Source organism: Curtobacterium ammoniigenes NBRC 101786, assembly GCF_001571045.1.
In the GTDB taxonomy this organism is placed as follows: domain Bacteria; phylum Actinomycetota; class Actinomycetes; order Actinomycetales; family Microbacteriaceae; genus Curtobacterium; species Curtobacterium ammoniigenes.
Genome location: NZ_BCSV01000003.1, coordinates 202,802 through 222,995 on the forward strand (window position 1 = coordinate 202,802; position 20,194 = coordinate 222,995).

The following is a 20,194-nucleotide window of genomic DNA, read 5'->3' on the forward strand; positions in this document are numbered from 1 at the left end:
CTTCGATCGGGATGGGCCACCGGAAGCCTAGCGACTGCAGGTGGCGACTCGCGTCGAACGCCGATCAGATCGAGATGGCGCGGTCCGTCGCCGCCACGGGTGCGGGGAGCGATGTTGACCCTTCCAAGAAGGCGTCAACCTGTGCCGCCGCTGCGCGCCCTTCGGCGATCGCCCACACGATCAACGACTGTCCCCGGCCGGCGTCGCCGGCGACGAACACGCCGGGCTGCGCAGTCGAATAGTCGGCGTCGCGAGCGAACGCGCCGCTCGCGTCGACCGGCAGGCCCAACTGCGGCTCGATCGTGTCGGTCTCCGGGCCGGTGAAGCCCATTGCGATGAGCACGAGGTCCGCCGGGATTTCGCGTTCCGTGCCGGCCTTCGGCACGCGCCGTCCGTCCAGGTACTCGGTTTCCGCGACCCGCAGGGCACGAACCTCGCCGGCGCCGTTGCTGAGGAACTCGACGGTCGACGCGAGATAGCGACGCTCGCCTCCCTCTTCGTGGGCGCTCGACACTTCGAATACCGTCGGGAACATCGGCCACGGCTGGTGCGGCGGCCGTTCGGTCGGCGGCTGCTTGCCGATCGCCAGGTTCGTGACACTCAGCGCGCCCTGTCGGTGCGCCGTGCCGATGCAGTCCGCCCCGGTGTCGCCACCGCCGATGACCACGACGTGCTTGCCCTCCGCCGTGATCTGCTCGGCCACGTGGGAGCCTGCCCCGACGCGGTTCTGCTGAACCAGGTAGTCCATCGCGAAGTGCACGCCGGCAAGATCGCGCCCTGGGATCGGGAGATCCCGCGGAACGGTTGCGCCGGTCGCAACGATGACCGCGTCGTACCGGGCCCGCAGGTCGTCCCAGCTGATGTCCACGCCGATCTCGACGCCAGCACGGAATCGGGTGCCCTCTGCTTGCATCTGCGCGAGACGCGCCTCGATCTGACGCTTCTCCATCTTGAAGTCGGGGATGCCGTAGCGGAGCAGGCCACCGATCCGATCGTCGCGCTCGTAGACCGCCACCGTGTGCCCGGCGCGCGTCAGCTGCTGGGCCGCGGCGAGTCCTGCGGGACCCGAACCGACGACAGCGACGGTCTTGCCGGTGAGCCGCTCCGGTGGGTGGGGCGTCACCCATCCGTTCTGGAAGGCCTGATCGATGATCGACACTTCGACCTGCTTGATGGTGACGGGAGGCTGGTTGATCCCCAACACGCAGGATGCCTCGCACGGTGCCGGACAGAGTCGCCCGGTGAACTCCGGGAAATTGTTCGTCGCGTGCAACCGCTCGATCGCCTGACGGCCGTCTCCGCGCCACATCAGGTCGTTCCACTCGGGAATGAGGTTGCCGAGCGGGCAGCCCTGGTGGCAGAACGGGACGCCGCAGTCCATGCAGCGGCCGGCCTGTCGACGCAACTGCGTCGGGTCCTGCTGCTCGTAGACCTCTTTCCAGTCCATCAGGCGCACAGGGACAGGCCGCCGGGGCGGCAGTTCGCGCTCCGGTACCTTCAGGAACCCTTTCGGATCAGCCACCGGTCACCTCCAGAATCCGGTTCCAGACGACATCGCCGTCGGGGTCGAGGCCTTCGTCGACAGCGCGCTGGCGCGTCTCCAGGACGGCCGCGTAGTCCCGCGGCAGCACCTTCACGAATCGAGCGGTCTCCTCATCGAAGTTCGCGAGGATCGAGGTCGCGAGAACAGACCCGGTTTCCGCGACGTGCCGTTCGAGGAGATCGCGAACGATCACGATGTCCGCGCTTCCGAGCGGCTCGAGCCGGAGCTCGCCCGCGGCAAGAGCTTCGGCGTTCACCGAATCGGATGCGAGGTCGCGGACGTACGCCGTGCCTCCGGACATACCCGCGCCGAGGTTGCGCCCGGTGTCGCCGAGAATCAGCGCCAAACCGCCGGTCATGTACTCGAGCGCATGGTCACCGACGCCCTCGGCGACCGCGGTCGCACCGGAGTTCCGCACCAGGAACCGTTCGCCGACAACGCCCGCGATGAACATCGTTCCCTGGGTCGCGCCGTACCCGATGACGTTTCCTGCGATCACGTTCTCGGCGGCAATGAACCCGGCGTCCGCGTCGGGCCGGACGATGATCGACCCACCGGACAATCCCTTGCCCACGTAGTCGTTGCTGTCGCCGAAGAGACGGAGCGTGATGCCGGCCGGCAGGAACGCGCCGAGCGACTGCCCGGCCGACCCCCGGAGCGTGATGTCGATGGTGCCATCCGGAAGCCCGTGCTCGCCATGCCGGACCGTCACCTCGTGCCCGAGCATCGTGCCGACCGCGCGCTCCGTGTTCCGGATCGGAAGGTCGAACTCCACGGGCGTGCCGTTCTCGATCGCGTCGGCGCACGCGCGGATGAGCCCATTGTCGAAGTGCTCGTCGAGCTCATGGTCCTGTGAGCGGAGGTTCCGCCGGGGCTCGTCGTCCGGGAACTCGGGACCGTGCAGCACCGGCTCGAGGTCGAGTCCGGATGCCTTCCAGTGTGCGATTGCGCGGTCCACATCGAGGACCTCCGCGTGCCCGATCGCCTCGTCCAGGCTGCGGAAGCCGAGCGACGCCAACAACTCTCGAACCTCTTGGGCCAGGAACTCGAAGAAGTTGACGACGAACTCCGGCTTGCCGGTGAAGCGGGCCCGGAGCTCGGGATTCTGCGTCGCGACGCCCACCGGGCAGGTGTCGAGGTGGCAGACGCGCATGAGCACGCAGCCGGACACGACGAGCGGTGCCGTGGCAAAGCCGTACTCTTCAGCACCGAGCAGCGCTGCGACCACGACGTCCCGGCCGGTCTTCATCTGACCGTCGACCTGCACGACCACGCGATCGCGCATCCCGTTCAGCATGAGCGTCTGCTGGGTCTCGGCGAGGCCGATCTCCCACGGCGTTCCGGCGTGCTTCAGCGAGTTCAGCGGGCTGGCGCCCGTGCCGCCGTCGTGACCCGACACGAGCACGACGTCAGCGAGCGCCTTGGTCACCCCAGCGGCGACCGCGCCGATCCCGGACTGGCTCACCAGTTTGACGTGGACCCGAGCCGACGGGTTCGCTCGCTTCACGTCGAAGATGAGCTGCTTGAGGTCCTCGATGGAGTAGATGTCGTGATGCGGCGGCGGGGAGATGAGTCCGACGCCGGCGGTGGCGTGCCGAGTCCGCGCGATCCACGGGTACACCTTCTGGGGCGGGAGTTGGCCTCCTTCGCCCGGCTTCGCGCCCTGCGCCATCTTCAGCTGGATATCCGTCGCGTGCGTCAGGTACATGCTCGTCACGCCGAATCGCCCGGATGCGACCTGCTTGATCGCGCTCCGGCGCTCCGGGTCGAGCAGCCGGTCGACGTCCTCGCCACCCTCGCCCGTGTTGGAGCGCGCGCCGAGACGGTTCATCGCGATGGCGAGCGTCTCGTGCGCCTCCTTCGAGATCGAGCCATAGCTCATCGCACCGGTGTTGAAGCGCTTGACGATCTCCTCGATCGGCTCGACCTCGTCGAGCGGGATCGCCGGACGCGCTCCGGTCTTGAAGGAGAAGAGCCCGCGGAGCGTCATGAGTTCCTCGGACTGCTCATCGACGGCCTTGGAGTACTCCTTGAAAATGTCGTAGCGGCGCGCGCGGGTCGCGTGCTGCAGGCGGAAGACGGTCTGCGGATTGAACAGATGCGGTGGCCCCTCGCGGCGCCACTGGTACTCGCCGCCCGTCTGCAGTCGTTCGTGCGCGATGACCGGCCCGGCGTCCTGGTAGGCCTGCGCGTGCCGTTCGGCGTTCTCGTTCGCGACGACGTCGATTCCGACACCACCGAGGATCGAGGAGGTCCCCGTGAAGTACTGGTCGACGAACTCCTGGCTCAGCCCGACGGCCTCGAACGCCTGTGCCGCGGCGTAGCTCGACACTGTCGAGATACCCATCTTCGACATGATCTTCAGCACGCCCTTGCCGAGCGCCTTGATCACGTTCTTCACCGCTTGCTCCGGCGTGATTCCCGTGATCAGCCCCGACCGGACGAGATACTCGCAGGTCTCCATCGCCAGGTACGGGTTGATCGCTGATGCACCGTAGCCGATCAGCGTTGCCACGTGGTGCACTTCGCGCACGTCTCCGGCCTCGACGATGAGCCCGACCTTCATGCGCTGTTCCGTGCGAATGAGGTGGTGGTGCACCGCCGCGAGCAGGAGAAGGCTCGGAACAGGCGCGAACTCCGCGTTGCCGTCTCGGTCGGAGAGCACGATGAATTGCTTGCCCGCGTCGATTGCGGCGTCGACCTCGTCGAGCACCTGCGCGATTCGCTTCTGCATCGCCTTCTTGCCCGAGTCGACGCGGTAGAGCCCCTTGATGGTGACGGCGAGATGCCGACCGCTCTTCGTCTCGAAGTGCTGGATCTTCGCGAGCTGGTCGTTGTCGATCACCGGGAAGTCGAGGACGATCTGCTTTGCATGCTCCGCGGTGGCGTCGAGCAGGTTGCGCTCCGGCCCGAGACCGAGCCCCATGCTCGTGACGACCTGCTCGCGGATCGAGTCGAGCGGCGGGTTGGTCACCTGCGCGAACTGCTGTGTGAAGTAGTCGAACAGGAGGCGCGGTCGCTTCGACAGCACCGCGATCGGCGTGTCCGATCCCATCGCTCCGAGCGGTTCGGCACCGGTCTGCGCCATCGGCCGCAGCAGGATGCGCACCTCTTCTTCGGTGTACCCGAAGGCGCGCTGCCGCCGCGTCACGGACGCGGGCGTGTGCACGATGTGCTCCCGCTCGGGAAGGTCCCGAAGGTGGATCCGGCCGGCCGTGAGCCACTCGGCCCACGGCCCGGACTCGGCGAGCGTGCGCTTCACCTCGTCGTCTTCGATGATCCGACCGGCTTCGGTGTCGACGAGGAACATCCGGCCTGGACGGAGGCGTCCCTTGCGCACCACGCGAGACGCCGGGATGTCGATGACACCGGTCTCGCTGGCGAGCACGACGAGCCCTTCGTCGGTGACGAGGAACCGGCCCGGTCGGAGCCCGTTGCGGTCGAGTGTCGCGCCGACGAGCGAGCCGTCGGTGAAGGTGACTGCCGCGGGGCCATCCCACGGTTCCATGAGCATCGAATGGAACTCGTAGAACGCCCTGAGGTCCGGGGCCATGCCGGTTTGGTTCTCCCACGCTTCCGGCACCATCATCGACACCGCGTGGGGCAGGCTGCGGCCCGTCAATGCCAGCAGCTCGAGCACCTCGTCGAAGGATGCTGAGTCGCTGGCGCCGGGGCTGACGATGGGAAGCAGCGGCGCCATGTCGCCGAGCAGCGTGCTCTCGAGCTGTGACTGACGCGCCCGCATCCAGTTCCGGTTGCCGCGCACGGTGTTGATCTCGCCGTTGTGGGCGAGCATGCGGAAGGGTTGTGCGAGCGGCCACGACGGGAAGGTGTTCGTGGAGTAGCGCGAATGCACGATCGCGAGCTTGGACGTGAATCGCTCATCGCTGAGGTCTGGGTAGAACGGCTCCAGTTGCAGCGTCGTGACCATGCCCTTGTAGACGATCGTGCGGCTCGACAGCGACATGAAGTAGAGGTCGGCGCCGTGCTCGACGCGCTTGCGGAGCCGGAACGTCTGCCGGTCGAGCTCGATCCCGGACCGTGGAGCACCCGACTCGTCGTGCCGGGTGCTCATCACGAACAGCTGCTCGAACGCGGGCATCGCCGCCCGTGCCAAGTTGCCGAGCACATCCGGGCGGACGGGAACCTCGCGCCAGCCGAGGATCCGGAGCCCCTCCTCCGTTGCGATGGCTTCGACAGCGGCCTTCGCCGCAGCTCGATCGTCGACGTCCACGGGGAGGTAGGCGGTCCCCGCCGCATACTGACCAGGCGCGGGCAGTTCGAACGGCACCACCGCACGGAAGAACGCGTCCGGCACCTGGCAGAGAATGCCGGCGCCGTCACCAGTGCCGGCGTCGGAGCCGACAGCACCGCGGTGCTCCAGATTGCGGAGCGCGCCGAGCGCGCCGTCTACGATGTCGTGGCCCGGAGTGCCGCGCAGCGTCGCGACCATTGCGAGCCCGCACGCATCTTTCTCGTGCTCAGGGTCGTAGGCGCCGACCGCGGCGGGCGTCGCACTGAAGCGCTGGTGTGGTGGCAGGAGCGCCATGGGGACCGTCCTCACGAAGAGTGGAACAGGGACAGCGATGGTCCGGTGGGGCGTTCCGGGAACCGGAACTGGAGCTCATGCACGGCGGCCAGCCCAGATATGCACTGGCCGTGTGCGCGGTGCCGTGCCGCTTGTGGCGTCACGAGGCGAGGTGGTTCGGATGTGGGGAGAGGCGCCGGAGGGACCGCGTGCCTCGTCAACTCCGATCGGCAGCGGCGGCGACCGGCTCCGACTCGGCGTCGACGATGGGGTCGTCCTCGTCGTCGTGCTCCGAGTAGGTGTCGTCCGATACTACATGGAGGCGCGACGCGGGCAGCTTGCCCGGGAGGTACGCGTCCGGCTCGGGCCCACGGTGCCGACGATGCTGCACGGCGAACACGACCAGTCCGACGATGATCGCGACCCACCCGGCCCAAACGGTGAGCCGAACGCCGAACAGCGTCGGTGCGGCGTCGACGCGGATCGAGTCGAGAACCACGCGCGCGATGCCGTACCACACGAGGTAGAGCGCGAGGAGTCGACCCCACTGGAGGCGGAACCGCCGATCGAGCGCGACGAGGAGTGCGACGCCGACGAGATCCCAGATGATCTCCCAGAGGAACGTCGGCTCGAAGAGGGTTCCGGCCGGCAGGCCCTTCGGGTAGGCCGGGTTTGTGGACTCGATCTGCAAGCCCCACCACGCGCTCGTCGGCGCGCCGAAGACGCTGTGATTGAACCAATCGCCGAGACGGCCGAAGGCTTGCGCAAGGAGGAAGCCCGGTGCGAGCGCATCGACGAACGTCGTGAACCTGAGGCCCAACTGTCGACACGCGGCCCATGCGCCGATGGCGCCGAGGAGCAGGCCGCCGAAGATGGACAGGCCGCCGTCCCAGATGGCGAGGACCGACGCAGGGTTGTGGCCGGCGCCGAAATAGTCGCCGAGGTGCGCGAGCACGAACCAGATGCGGGCGCCGATGACACCGAGCGGAACCGCCCAGATCGCAATGTCGACGATGACCCATGGCTCGGCACCGCGGCGCGCCAACCGCACATTCGTGAGCACCACCGCGGCGATGATGCCGAGCAGGATGCACACGGCGTAGGACTGGATGCGGAAGTCGAATGGCAGCGACCAGCCGAACGCGGAGTTCAGCCAGCTGGTGACATCGGCGTACTGCCACGCGGCGCTCGGGCTCGGAATGCTCAGGAGAGGCATGGGTGGGCTTTCGTCATGCTGGGCAGGGAGGCGCGGGCAACGGACGCCGTGACGTCTCGCTCAGTGCGCATCAACGATAGCGCCCCGGGTGAGCTCCGCGGCGCGCGCGCCGGCGCCGCTGACACCGTCGTCCGCGAGCGCGCGAACAAAGGCGGACCCGATGATCGCACCGTCCGCGTACCGCAGGATCTCCGTCACCTGCTCGGCCGTCGAGATGCCGAGACCGACGCACGCGCGCGCAGCGCCCGCGTTGCGGAGGCGGTCGACGACGTTCCGGGCCGCGGCATCGACGCCCGAGCGCGCTCCGGTGACGCCCATCGTGGAGACCGCGTACACGAAGCCGCGACTGCTGGCGACGGCGCGCCGCATTCGTACGTCGGTCGACGACGGCGCGGCGAGGAAGACGCGGTCCGCTCCCGTGCGCTCCGACGCATCGATCCATGCGGCGGCCTCATCGGGGACGAGATCCGGCGTGATGAGGCCGGCGCCACCGGCGGCCCGGAGATCGTCGGCGAATCGATCGACGCCGTACCGAAGCACCGGATTCCAATAGGTCATCACCAGGACAGGAACTCCGGCGCGCTCGGTGATCGCGTGGACTGCGTCGAACACCTGGGGAATGCGGAACCCGCCCGCAAGGCTCGTCTCGGTGGCACGTTGGATCACGGGGCCGTCCATGACCGGATCGGAGTACGGGAGCCCGAGTTCGATCGCGTCGACGCCGTTCTCGGCCAGGGCGACCGCGGCGTCGACTCCGGTCTGCAGGTCGGGGAAGCCCGCCGGCAGATAGCCGATGACCGCTCCGTTCCGCTCGGCGTTCGCCCGGTCGATGACCGCGCCGACGCCGCTCACAGCTGGACCGCCCCGTCGTCGAGGATGCCGAAGAACCGGCTCGCTGTCGCGACATCCTTATCGCCGCGCCCGGAGAGGGAGACGAGCACGAGCCCGTCCGGTCCGAGCTGCCGACCAAGCCGGAGTGCGCCCGCGAGTGCGTGCGCCGATTCGATCGCAGGAATGATTCCTTCGGTCCGGCTCAGCAGGCGGAACGCATCCATCGCCTCCTGGTCGGTCACCGGCTCGTAGGTCGCTCGCCCCACCGATGCGAGGTACGCATGCTCGGGACCGACGCTCGGGTAGTCGAGGCCCGCGGAGACGCTGTGACTCTCGATGGTCTGGCCGTCCTCGTCCTGCATGAGGTACGACATGGCACCGTGGAGCACGCCGGTGCGGCCGAGCGTGATGCTCGCTGCATGCTTGCCAGTGCTCACGCCCTCTCCCCCGGCCTCGTACCCGTACAGCGCCACCTCGGGGTCGTCGAGGAAGGCCTCGAAGATCCCCATCGCGTTCGATCCGCCACCGACGCAGGCCGCGATCGCGTTCGGGAGGCGCCCATAGCGTTCCAGGACCTGCGCGCGCGCCTCGATGCCGATCACCTTATGGAACTCGCGGACCATTTCCGGGAAGGGATGCGGGCCCGCGACCGTGCCGAGCAGATAGTGCGTCGAATCGACATTCGCGACCCAGTCGCGGAGCGCCTCGTTGATCGCGTCCTTCAGCGTTCGTGAGCCGGTCTGCACGGGGACGACCTCGGCTCCGAGCAGTCGCATCCGGGCGACGTTGAGCGCCTGCCGTTCGGTGTCCACCGCGCCCATGTACACCACGCACTCCATGCCGAAGAGGGCGGCCGCGGTTGCCGTTGCGACGCCGTGCTGCCCGGCTCCGGTCTCGGCGATCAGGCGCGTCTTGCCGAGCCGACGAGCGACGAGCGCCTGCCCGAGCACGTTGTTGATCTTGTGCGAACCGGTGTGATTGAGATCCTCGCGCTTGAGGACGACCGTCGCTCCTCCAGCGTGCTGTGCGAACCGCGGCACCTCGGTGATGATCGAGGGCCGTCCGGTGTAGTCGCGCTGCAGTGCGTCGAGCTCTGCATGAAACGTCGGGTCTGCCCATGCCTCGCGGAACGCTGCCTCGAGTTCGTCGAGCGCGAGGATCAGCGATTCCGGCACGAACCGCCCGCCGAACTCACCGAAGTATGGGCCGTGAAGGTCACGGAAGGTGGTCACAACAGCCTCTTTCCTTGCACGTCATCGCGGTCGCGATACAGCGATGCGCTGGCGCAGTGCGTCATGCGTCGATGAACGACGCCAGTGTGGTCGCAGGGTCGGAACCGGTGACGAGCGCCTCGCCCACGAGGACAGCGTCGGCGCCGGCGTCCCGGTAGTGCCGGACATCAGCGGGCCCCGCGACTGCGGACTCGGCGACACGGACGACGCCGTCAGGGATTCGGTCGACCAGGGCGCCGAATCGGTCGCGGTCGAGACTGAAGTCGCGGAGGTCGCGGGCGTTGATACCGAGGATCCGCGCGCCGGCGTCGACGCCACGCGCGACCTCCGTCGCATCGTGGGCCTCCACCAGCACGCGCATCCCAAGCTGCTCGGCGAGCTGGTGCAGGGCGATCAGCGCGGACTGCTCGAGCGCGGCCACGATCAACAGGATCACGTCCGCTCCGGCTGCACGTGCCTCGATCACCTGGTACGGATCCGCTATGAAGTCCTTGCGCAGGACCGGCAGAGTCACGCGCTCTTTCACAGCCGTCAGGTCGGCCAGCGAGCCGAGGAACCGGCGCCCCTCGGTGAGGACGCTGATCACCGAGGCGCCCCCGCGCTCGTAGTCCGCGGCGAGCGACGCTGGGTCCGCGATCGTCGCCATCGAGCCCCGGGAGGGGCTCGCTCGCTTCACCTCGGCGATGATGTGCACGTGGTCCCGCGGCTGGAGTAGGTCCAGCGCATCGAGCGGCGGAGTGACCTGGTCGAGCTTCCGTTCGAGATCCGCGAGTGGGGTCTGAGCGCGTCGCGACGCTGCATCCGAGAGCGCCCCGGCGACGAGCTCTGCGAGGACGTTCTCCACGGGGCTACTCGTGGGAGCGCGGGACGTACTTCGGGCCATTGACCCCGTAGCCGGCCCGGGCCATCACGGCGCCGACGATGAGGCCGACGATGAGCAGACCGAACGACGCCCACACGGCCCAGGCGATGCTGAACCAGAAGCAGATGGTCCCGATGATGAACGCCAGCAGCATGATCGCGACGGCGGTCCATGCGGCGGGCGAGTGGCCTTCGCCGAGTTCTCCGGGCTCAGTGTTGCTCACGGTGCTCCTTGTCGTCCGTTGCGCTCGATCGTTCCTGGCGCGCGGTCAAGCCTACCCGGTGCGACCGACTCGCCTCGGCACGCGCCGCAGCCAGCTCGACGCCGGTCGGGGCTGTCTCGGATGTGGGATCGATGCCGGAGCTCAGTTCATCCCAGTCGGCGACAGCATCGCGCGCCGCACTCGGTGTTGCGGCCGCTGGGGCCGCCTGCGCCCCGTACTTCCGGCTCGGGCCCGGCCAGCGTCGCTGGACGACGAGAACGACGATGCCGAGCGCGGCAGCCAGCACCCCGCCCACGATCCCGACCCACGGCCAGATCGCAACCGAGTACCCACCGACGAGGTTCCGGATCCCGGTGATGTCGGTGACGCCGGTGACCGCGGTCACTGCAGACGCTGACGCGCGGATCGGATCGGCAACGGCCGCGATCCCCTGGACCACGATCGCAATGCCCAGCGCGAGCTGGATGACCGCGAGCACGATCCGAACAACGCGTCCGGCGATGGTGAGTGCAAGGAAGAGCGCGAGGCTTGCGAGCGCGAGCGCCGTGTACGACGACACGGCCACTGAACCGGATGCCTGCACATGGGTGACGACCGCGCTCGTCGCATGCAGCCGGACCGTGAACCACGTCTGCGTCCAAGACAGCATGACGAGTCCGGCCACGACGAGCCCGGCGAGGATCACCATCGGGCGTGACGTGCGCTTCATCGGGACACCCGCCGCATCGCGTTCGCCGTTGCGACAGCGCGGAGCGGTGCAGCAGCCTTGTTCTGCGCCTCCACGTGCTCGGTGTCGGGATCCGAGTCCGCAACGAGACCGGCCCCGGCCTGCACTCTGGCCACGCCGTCCTGGATCAATGCGGTCCGGATCGCGATCGCCACATCCGCCGAGCCAGCGAAATCGAAATAGCCCACGACGCCCCCGTACACGCCGCGGCGAGCCGGCTCGAGCGCGTCGATGATCTCGAGCGCTCTCGGCTTCGGAGCGCCGGACAGCGTGCCCGCCGGGAACGTCGATCGGAACACGTCGAGCGCGGACCGATCGGGGCGTACGGTCCCCTCCACGCTGGAAACGAGGTGCATGATGTGGCTGAATCGCTCAACGGTCATGAACTCGGTCACCGAGACCGATCCGGGAAGGCACACCCGTTGCAGATCGTTCCGCGCGAGGTCGACGAGCATCAGATGCTCGGCCCGTTCCTTCGGGTCGCGGAGCAGTTCGTCCGCGAGCCGGACATCTTCTTCGGGGGTCGCGCCGCGCGGTCGCGATCCCGCGATCGGGTGTGACATGGCACGACCGTCCTGCACGCGCACAAGCGCCTCTGGCGATGCGCCCACGATCCAGTAGGGCGCACCACCGGTGTCGACGAGCGACAGAAAATACATGTACGGGCTGGGGTTCAGCGTCCGGAGCACGCGATAGACGTCGATGGCCGGCGCGGTCGCCGGATGGTCGAAGCGCTGCGAGATGACCACCTGGAACACATCGCCGTCGCGAATGAACTGCTTGCTCCGCTCGATCGCCGCCTTGTACTCGTTCGGCGTCGAGCGCGGGGTGGGCTGCGGCTCGACGACGTCGAACGCTTCTGCGACGGTGGCGATGCTGGGCACGACGAGATCTGCCTGCATTCGATCCAGCCGACGCTGGGCGTCCGCCCACATCGCGTCGGATCCGTCGTGCTCGGTCGCCTCCGGATCGGCGAGGACGCTCGCGACGAGCAGCACCATGCCGGTCTGATGGTCCATCGCGGCCAGCTCGGAGACGAAGGCCATCGCCTGTCCCGGCACATCGAAGTCAGCCGCCGGCGCGTTCGGAAGCCGCTCGAGCTGACGGACCGTGTCCCAGCCGATGAACCCCACGGTGCCGCCGACGAGCGGGGGCATGCCCGGAATGCGCGGGGTGGCCCAGCGCTCGTGCAGCCGAGCGAGCACGTCGAGCGGCGCACCGTCGAGCGAGCCGACCGCCCGCTCTGCCGGAAGGCCGGTGTCGATCCAATCGGCGCGCTCGCCCGTCTGTGTCAGGATCCCGAAGCTCCGAACGCCGATGAATGACCACCGCGACCACAGGCCGCCCTGCCCGGCCGATTCGAGCAGGAAGCTGCCAGCACGACCGTCCGCGAGCTTCCGATACACGCCGACAGGAGTCTCACTGTCGGCAAAAAGCGCGCGAACGACGGGCACGACGCGATGGCCGAGCAACAGATCCTCGAACTCGTCACGAGACGTCGTGTGCGGCCCATCCGGGATCGGACGCCGCGTGGTCGTGGCCGCCGGGCTCATGCTCGATCTCCGTTCGTCGCGGGCGCCGTCCCGAGGACGGGCTCCAGTGGATCGACGTCGAAGCACCGGTGCGCGCCCGTATGGCATGCAGCCCCGACCTGCTCGACGGTGACGAGCAGCGTGTCGGCGTCGCAATCGAACGCAGCCCCGCGGACGAACTGCGCGTGGCCCGATGTGTCGCCCTTCCGCCAGTACTCGCGGCGAGAACGCGACCAGAAGGTCACTCGCCCCTCTGTGAGGGTCCGGCGCAACGCCTCCCGATCCATGTAGCCGAGCATGAGAACGTCCTTTGACCCGACCTCCTGCACGATTGCCGGGAGCAGACCGTCCGCACCGAAACGCGCTCGCGCGAGCGCCTCGTCCGTCCCGCTCATCGCTGTGTCGCCGCTCATTGCCTCGCCCATGTCGTTCCCCTAGCGTACGGCGTGGCCCGCGGAGCGGAGCGCCGCCTTCACGGCCCCGACCGATAGCTCGCCGCGGTGGAACACACTCGCGGCCAAGACGGCATCGGCGCCCGCGTCGACAGCAGGCGCGAAATGCTCGAGGCGACCAGCGCCTCCCGATGCGATGACGGGGACGTGCGCGACGGCACGGATCGCGGCGACGAGCTCGAGGTCGAACCCGTTCTTCGTACCGTCGGCGTCGATGGAATTGACGAGCAGCTCTCCCGCGCCGCGCTCCGTGGCCTCCTGCGCCCAGACGATGGCGTCGAGATCGGTCTCGGTACGTCCGCCGTGCGTGGTGACCACGAATCCCGACGCGGTGCGCGGGCTCCGCTTGATGTCGAGGGACAGCACGACAGCCTGTGCGCCGAAACGATCAGCGATCTCGGAGACGAGCGACGGGCGTGCGATTGCCGCGCTGTTGACACCGACCTTGTCCGCTCCGCACTGCTGCAGGCGGGCCACGTCATCGACGGACCGGACGCCACCGCCGACGGTGAGCGGGACGAATATCTGCTCCGCGGCGCGCACCACCGTGTCGTTCATCGTCGAGCGTCCTTCGACGGTCGCTGAGACGTCCAGGAACGTGACCTCGTCGGCGCCCTGCTCCGCATATCGCGCGGCGAGCTCGACCGGGTCGCCGGCATCCTGGAGGTCGAGGAAGTTGACGCCTTTGACGACACGGCCGGCACTGACGTCGAGACACGGGATGACCCGGATGGCGACACTCATCAGGATCGCCTAGAGCCGTGCAGCGTGGATCGAGCTGACCAGGATCGCGCGAGCGCCGAGGTCGTACAGCGCGTCCATGATGAGATTCGTGTCCGCCCGCGGGATCATCACCCGGACGGCCGACCAGTCGCGGCCATGGAGCGGTGACACCGTCGGCGACTCGATACCGCCCGCGATCGCCGTCGCCGCTTCGAGCAGCTCGGTCGGGATGTCGTAATCGAGCATCACGTAGCCGCGCGCAACAAGCACGCCCTGGAGGCGCCGCTGCAGGACGTCGATGCCGGCGATGCTCTCATTCGCCGCGATGAGAACCGCCGTCGACTCGAGAATGACGGGTCCGAAGATCTGCAGGCCCGCGGCGCGTAGCGTGCTGCCCGTCGAGACGACGTCCGCGACCGCGTCGGCAACACCGAGGCGCACTGCGCTCTCGACCGCGCCGTCAAGCCGGACCAGCTGGGCTTCGACGCCGCGCTCGGCGAGGAATGCGCCGACCAGGCCGGGGTAGCTCGTCGCCAGTCGAACGCCAGCGAGGGCACCGAGGCCGTCGAACCGCCCGGGCGGACCCGCGAACCGGAACGTGGAGTCGCCGAACCCGAGGGCGCGGATCTCCCGCGCGGCGGAGCCGGAGTCGAGGAGCAGGTCGCGACCCGTGATGCCGACATCGAGGGCACCGGAGCCGACATACGTCGCGATGTCGCGCGGGCGCAGGTAGAAGAACTCGACATCGTTGCGCTCGTCGAGCACGTGCAGGGTCTTCGGATCGCGGCGACCGGTGTACCCGGCCTCCCGCAGCATCTCACTGGCGGTGTCGGACAGCGACCCCTTGTTGGGGACGGCGATGCGGAGCATCAGAATCTGCTTTCTGCGAAGGGGAACGAACCGGAACCGGCGGCCGCGGCGCGACCGAGGCGATCACAGATGTCGCCACACGTCCGCGGGTGAGATTCCCTTCGCGATGAGCAGAACCTGCAGGTGATAGAGGAGCTGGGAGACCTCTTCCGCGGTCCGGTCATCGCCCTCGTACTCGGCGGCCATCCAGACCTCGGCCGCCTCTTCGACGATCTTCTTGCCGATCTGATGCACGCCGGCGTCGAGCTCGGCGACCGTCGACGACCCCGCCGGACGGAGTCGCGCTTTCTCGGAGAGCTCCGCGAACAGCTCGTCGAACGTCTTCACATCGACCAGGCTACCGGCCGTCGAGCGCGCGTTGCGCCGCGCTGCGGAGCCCAGCAATGCGCTCGGCCGGGTCACCGCCGAAGACCGCTGACCCCGCGACGAGCACGTCCGCGCCGTTGGTCACCGCGGTCTCGACCGTGTCGAGCGCGATCCCGCCGTCGACTTCCAACCAGATGTCCAGTCCGGAGGCCCGTACCGCCTCCCGAGCCCGAGCCAGCTTCGGCATCGTGTTCGCCATGAACGCCTGACCGCCGAAACCCGGCTCGACCGTCATCACGAGGATCATGTCGAAGGCGTCCAGATGCTCCAGGACCAGATCGATGGCGGTTGCGGGCTTCACCGCCACCGCGGCTCGCGCGCCGTTGGATCGGATCGCAGCGGCGGTCGCAACGGGGTCAGCCGCCGCCTCCACGTGAAAGGTGACGCTCGACACGCCGAGCTCCGCGTATGCAGGCGCATTGCGATCTGCGTCGGTGAGCATGAGGTGGACATCCAGCGGGATCGGGCTCACCGCCTGGAGCCGTTCCACGACCGGCAACCCGAGCGTCAGGTTCGGGACGAAATGGTTGTCCATGACGTCGACGTGCACCATGTCGGCGGAGTCGATGCGGTGCAACTCCTGTTCCAGGTTCGCGAAGTCGGCGGACAGGATGCTCGGCGAGATGCGGATCGTCACGCGTCGACACTATCCGCGCCGGCTGCGGAGCCGAACGCTGTCGGGACACCCGCGGTGCCGACGCGACGAAACAGCGCCACGAACATCGCATCGGTGCCGATCCGGTGCGGCCAGAGCTGGGCTGCGGGGCCCGGGCCGCTCTGCGGATCCCGGAGGGCGATCGAGCGGAGCGCCGTGGTCACGTCGAGCTGTTCGAGCACGGTACCGTGCCGCGCGAGCAGCCCAGCGACCTGGTCGCGCGTCTCAGCCAAGAGCGGCGAGCACGTCACGTAGGCCAGGAGGCCGCCCGGAGCGAGCGCATGCACCGCTGCGTCGAGCAACGATCGCTGGAGGGCGACGAGCTCAGGCACGTCATCAGGGGTCTTCCGCCAGCGCGCCTCCGGTCGGCGGCGGAGCGCGCCGAGGCCGGTGCAGGGCGCGTCGAGCAGGATCCGGTCGAATGCGCCGCGGTCTGCCTCGCCGGTGCCGAAGCGTCGCGCATCGCCTTCCACGACGTCGACCTGCGGGAAACCGTCGAGTGCTTGGCGGACGAGCCCTGCCCGAGCCGGCACGAGTTCGTTCGCGACCAGCACGGCGCCGCCGAGTTGCGCCTCCGCGGCGAGGAGCGCGGCCTTCCCGCCAGGGCCGGCGCACATGTCGAGCCAGCGTTCCCCGGCGCGCACCGGCACGGTGCGTGTGAGCGCGAGTGCCGCGAGCTGCGAGCCTTCATCCTGTACCCGCGCCGCGCCGGCCGACACGGCACCGATGCGCGCGGGATCACCGCTCGCTCCGCGCACCCCGACGGGGGACACCGCGTCGTCGAAGGTGTCCGAGGACACATCGTTTCGCAGCGACGACGGATCGGCGCGACCCGGCAGGGCGACCAGTTGGAGGGCTGGAGGCGCGTCGTCGGCGGCGAGCAGCGCCTCCAGTTCCTCATCGGCGTCGGCGGCGCGCAACGAGGCGCGGAGCGCATCGACGACCCACACCGGGTGCGACCAGCGGGCCGCGAGGCGTTCCGAGCCGTACAGCCCGGTCAGGATCACCGAGTCCCACTCGGCGTCGGAGCGTGCGGCCACTTTGCGGAGCACCGCGTTCACGAAGCCGGCAGCGCGACGCAGACCGACCTCCCGCGCCAGGTCGACCGACTCGGACACTGCCGCGTGCGTCGGGACGCGCATCGCGAGCAGTTGATGTGTGCCGATGCGGAGCACGTCGAGGACATCGGCCTCGATGAGTTCGGACTTGCGTCCGGATGCCGCGGCGATGATCCGATCCCAGCGCCCAAGCATGCGGATGGCGCCGTAGGCGAGTTCGGTCGCGAACCCGGCGTCCCGCCGACTGAGCGCCGCACGTCGGATTCGAACCGGCAGCAGGAGATTCGCGTAGGCGTCATCCACCTGCACCGCGCGGAGGACGTCATACGCGATGCGCCGAGGGCTCGGTGCGCTCATGCCAACACTCGACCCTCGAGCGAGCCCAGTCCGCGCGCCCACGCGTCGGCGTCCATCGCCGCCTTGCCCGCGGGTTGCACGCGTCCAAGGACCAGCGGACCGGTCGCGGTGCCGACAAGCAGACGGCGCCCCTGCAGTCGGAGCGCACCAGGCTTGAGCGGCTCACCATCGGCGTCGGTGTCGCGGTCAGCGTCGGTGTCGCGGTCGGCGTCGGCGGGCGCGACAGCCCGGGAGGCTTCCAACACCTTGAGACGCGCAGAACCCAGCATGGTCCACGCTCCCGGCTCCGGGGTGACCCCGCGGATCTGCGCGAACACCGCCGACGCCGCGCGGTCGAACTCGATCCGGCCATCCTCGATGGTGAGTTTCGGCGCGTACGTGGGTTCACCAACCTGCGGTGACGCCGTGGCGGTCCCGTCCGCGATCGCGTCGACGACACGGGCGACGAGGTCGGCACCCGACGCGCTCATTGCGGCGAGCACCGTACCTGACGTGGCATCGGCCGGAATCGCGAATGGTTCGGCGGCGAAGATCGGCCCGGCGTCAAGCTCCTCGACGAGCTGGAACACCGTGGCAGCCGTTGCTGACGCACCCGCCATCACGGCCCGCTGGACCGGGGCCGCGCCGCGCCACTCGGGCAACGCCGAGAAATGCAGGTTGATCCAGCCCTGGCGCGGCGCATCGAGCGCGGCTCGGCGGAGCAGCGCGCCGTACGCCACGATGACGCCGAGGTCGGCGTCGAGGTCCCGGAGTCGTGCGACCACGTCCGCGTCGACGCGCTGCGCCTCGATCAGCGGGATCTCGAGCTCGCGCGCGACGTCCGCGACCGGCGTCGGCGTCAGGACGCGTTTCCGCCCGTGCGGGGTCGGCGGTCGCGTCAGCACCGCGACAACCTCATGCTGCTCGGCGAGGCGTCGGAGCGTGGGGACCGCAGCATTGGGCGAACCGGCGACGATGAGGCGCATGAGTCCTTCCGGACGGGAACGTGGATCGGTGCCGCTCCCCGCATCGAGCACCCGGCCGGGCTCGGTTCGTGAGAACGAATCACAGGAACGGTTCGATGTCGTCGAGCCGCACCCTGAGTGTAGGGGCCGCTCGCCGACGCGCTCCGCCGTTCACGACTCGTCGTGTGGATGAGCGCCGGATCACCTCGGCCTTGAGGGTCGCTGCGACCTCGGGCCCGTGCGCATATGGAAACCGGACGATTGCGCGGACGGCACCGGCGTCCCCGTCGGCGGGAACCGGCCCGAGGACGGGCCCCACCGCGGCATCGCCGAGTGCTTCGATCGCGGCGGTCACCGCTGCATCGGTGCCGGTGAGCGTCGCGACTCGCACCGCCGGCGGAAAGAGCAGGGCACGACGATCAGTCAACTCATCGCGGGCTGGCGTATCGAGCCGCCACGTCGCCATCGCCGTTGCGAGGGGACCCGCGACCCCGACGAGGAACGTCTGCGCTCCAGGTCGAGCGAGCGCGACAGCGTTCGACCAGATTCGGAGCACGTCCTCCTGCACGCGCAGCCCTTCGCGCGCGAGCATTCGATCACCGTCGAGCAGCAGCACACAGCCGTACCCGCCGTCCACGAACGGCTCCGCGCCGCGGGTTGCGACGACGATCGACGGCCGGTCCGGCACGACTTCGACCGGGCGCTCGCCATCCGCGACGATGATGCGGGTCCCAGGGAACGCGCGCCCGAGTTCATCGGCCGTCCGCTCCGCGCCGTTCCCGACCACGGTGAGTCGGGTGCCACCGCATTCGGGGCACTGGAACCCGACGGCCAGTGCGCCGCAGAATCGGCACTGCGGGATGGCGGATCGGGTGCGCGTCCGGAGCGGACCGCCGCACCGCGCGCACGACGCGCGGTGTCCGCAGGTCGAGCAGACGACGCCCGTGGCGAATCCCGGACTGGCGACCTGCACGAGAACCGGTCCGTCCGCGCTCGCTGCGCGCGCGGCCTGCCACGCGGTGCTCGGGATCCGAGCGCGTGCGGCGTAGCCTTCCGCCGCGGTCTGCGTCGCCGTCGGGATGACCGCCGGCGCGCGCGGGCGGTCCGGGCGGAGATCGATCATCCACCCCATCTCGACGAGGCGCTCGGCGTCCGTACTCCGAGCGTGCGCAAAGAGCAGGAGGCTCGCACCGGTCTGTGCGGTCCGAACGAGCGCGACATCCCGGCCGTGCGCATATGGCGCTCGCTGCTCGGCGAATGACGGATCCCCGTCGTCCCACATCGCGATGAGTCCGAGCGACGCCGCGGGCGCATAGAGCGCCGACCGGCTGCCGACGACGACGACCGCCCGCGTCCGAGCGATGAGCAGCGCCTTCGCGCGCTGCCCGTTCGTCTGCTTCGCGTCGAACCGCACAACGCGGTCCGCACCGACGAACTGCAGGACCGCGCGTTCGACGGCCGCAACATCCCGGAAGTCGGGAACCGCCAGAATCGCGGTGCGGCCGCCGGCGACCGTCACGGCCGCGGCCTCCGCCATGGTGCGGCTCCAACCGGGAACCCAACCGGCGTCATCCGGCAGCGCCACAGGATGCGGGATCGGCGCGACGGCGGCGCGACCGCCGCTGGCGATCACCGTATCGAGGCCCGACCCATAGCCGCTGATCGTCGGCGCGCGTGGCAGCGGCGGCTCCACTCCGGTATCGCGAGCGAGGAATGCTCGCTCAACACGGACCTGGCGCGGCGGGACCGCGAGGCGCAGCACGTCGCTCGCGACACCGGCTGAGCGGTCTGCCACCGCTCGCGCGAGCGCCCACACCTCCGGAGCAAGGACCGACACCGGCGATACGACCGCTTCAATCGGACTGAGGTCGCCCGGGAACGACGCCTCGTCGACCAGTTCGATGACGAACCCATCAGCGATCCGATTCCCCGTCCGCAACGGCACGCGAACCCGTACGCCCGGAGCGCAGTCCGCGACGAACTCGTCCGGAACCCGATAGTCGAACAGACGATCGAGCTGCGGGAGGGGCGAGTCGAGAACGACCCGCGCTACCCGGGCGGACACGGCAGCACCG

At 69.1% G+C, this 20,194-nt stretch carries 17 protein-coding genes; all 17 read right to left on the reverse strand.

Going from position 1 to position 20,194, the window contains the following annotated elements:
• Positions 1-64: 64 nt before the first annotated feature.
• Entirely contained in the window at positions 65-1,522 is a 1,458-nt protein-coding gene (locus tag CAM01S_RS07970; protein WP_066519230.1) for a glutamate synthase subunit beta, read from the reverse strand.
• Positions 1,515-6,092: a glutamate synthase large subunit gene (gene gltB, locus CAM01S_RS07975; protein WP_066519232.1), complete on the reverse strand. Its 4,578-nt coding sequence runs from the start codon at positions 6,090-6,092 to the stop codon at positions 1,515-1,517. Before gltB ends, CAM01S_RS07970 begins: the two co-directional genes overlap by 8 nt.
• A gap of 196 nt (positions 6,093-6,288) precedes the next feature.
• Positions 6,289-7,287, reverse strand: a complete 999-nt coding sequence (locus CAM01S_RS07980) for a prolipoprotein diacylglyceryl transferase (protein ID WP_066519240.1) — start codon at positions 7,285-7,287, stop codon at positions 6,289-6,291.
• A gap of 60 nt (positions 7,288-7,347) precedes the next feature.
• Complete coding sequence (gene trpA / locus CAM01S_RS07985) at positions 7,348-8,139, reverse strand: tryptophan synthase subunit alpha (protein ID WP_066519243.1); 792 nt, start codon at positions 8,137-8,139, stop codon at positions 7,348-7,350.
• The gene (gene trpB / locus CAM01S_RS07990; protein ID WP_066519248.1) at positions 8,136-9,350 is read right to left on the reverse strand and encodes a tryptophan synthase subunit beta; all 1,215 of its coding nucleotides are present in this window, start codon (positions 9,348-9,350) and stop codon (positions 8,136-8,138) included. The genes trpA and trpB overlap by 4 nt, the downstream gene beginning before the upstream one ends.
• Positions 9,351-9,411: 61 nt before the next feature.
• On the reverse strand, positions 9,412-10,233 hold the full coding sequence (trpC, locus tag CAM01S_RS07995) for an indole-3-glycerol phosphate synthase TrpC (RefSeq protein WP_066519250.1): 822 nt from the start codon (positions 10,231-10,233) through the stop codon (positions 9,412-9,414).
• Positions 10,199-10,435 (reverse strand): DUF6704 family protein, encoded by a 237-nt coding sequence (locus tag CAM01S_RS08000; RefSeq protein WP_066519252.1) that lies wholly within the window; start codon positions 10,433-10,435, stop codon positions 10,199-10,201. Before CAM01S_RS08000 ends, trpC begins: the two co-directional genes overlap by 35 nt.
• Positions 10,422-11,144 (reverse strand): Trp biosynthesis-associated membrane protein, encoded by a 723-nt coding sequence (locus tag CAM01S_RS08005; RefSeq protein ID WP_083527865.1) that lies wholly within the window; start codon positions 11,142-11,144, stop codon positions 10,422-10,424. The genes CAM01S_RS08000 and CAM01S_RS08005 overlap by 14 nt, the downstream gene beginning before the upstream one ends.
• Complete coding sequence (locus tag CAM01S_RS08010) at positions 11,141-12,715, reverse strand: anthranilate synthase component I (protein ID WP_066519259.1); 1,575 nt, start codon at positions 12,713-12,715, stop codon at positions 11,141-11,143. Before CAM01S_RS08010 ends, CAM01S_RS08005 begins: the two co-directional genes overlap by 4 nt.
• Positions 12,712-13,089: a phosphoribosyl-AMP cyclohydrolase gene (gene hisI / locus CAM01S_RS08015; protein ID WP_157071494.1), complete on the reverse strand. Its 378-nt coding sequence runs from the start codon at positions 13,087-13,089 to the stop codon at positions 12,712-12,714. Before hisI ends, CAM01S_RS08010 begins: the two co-directional genes overlap by 4 nt.
• Before the next feature lie 39 nt (positions 13,090-13,128).
• Complete coding sequence (hisF, locus tag CAM01S_RS08020; protein WP_066519262.1) at positions 13,129-13,890, reverse strand: imidazole glycerol phosphate synthase subunit HisF; 762 nt, start codon at positions 13,888-13,890, stop codon at positions 13,129-13,131.
• 9 nt (positions 13,891-13,899) lie between these two features.
• Complete coding sequence (gene hisG, locus CAM01S_RS08025) at positions 13,900-14,739, reverse strand: ATP phosphoribosyltransferase (RefSeq protein WP_066519265.1); 840 nt, start codon at positions 14,737-14,739, stop codon at positions 13,900-13,902.
• 63 nt (positions 14,740-14,802) lie between these two features.
• Positions 14,803-15,066 (reverse strand): phosphoribosyl-ATP diphosphatase, encoded by a 264-nt coding sequence (locus CAM01S_RS08030; RefSeq protein ID WP_066519957.1) that lies wholly within the window; start codon positions 15,064-15,066, stop codon positions 14,803-14,805.
• Between the two features lie 10 nt (positions 15,067-15,076).
• On the reverse strand, positions 15,077-15,742 hold the full coding sequence (gene rpe, locus CAM01S_RS08035) for a ribulose-phosphate 3-epimerase (protein ID WP_066519271.1): 666 nt from the start codon (positions 15,740-15,742) through the stop codon (positions 15,077-15,079).
• Positions 15,739-17,175, reverse strand: coding sequence for an RsmB/NOP family class I SAM-dependent RNA methyltransferase (locus CAM01S_RS08040; RefSeq protein WP_083527866.1), 1,437 nt, complete (start codon positions 17,173-17,175; stop codon positions 15,739-15,741). Before CAM01S_RS08040 ends, rpe begins: the two co-directional genes overlap by 4 nt.
• A complete protein-coding gene (gene fmt, locus CAM01S_RS08045) occupies positions 17,172-18,140 on the reverse strand; it encodes a methionyl-tRNA formyltransferase (RefSeq protein ID WP_066519962.1) in 969 nt (322 codons plus the stop codon). The genes CAM01S_RS08040 and fmt overlap by 4 nt, the downstream gene beginning before the upstream one ends.
• A gap of 79 nt (positions 18,141-18,219) precedes the next feature.
• Positions 18,220-20,184, reverse strand: coding sequence for a primosomal protein N' family DNA-binding protein (locus tag CAM01S_RS08050; RefSeq protein ID WP_245631580.1), 1,965 nt, complete (start codon positions 20,182-20,184; stop codon positions 18,220-18,222).
• Positions 20,185-20,194 lie beyond the last annotated feature (10 nt).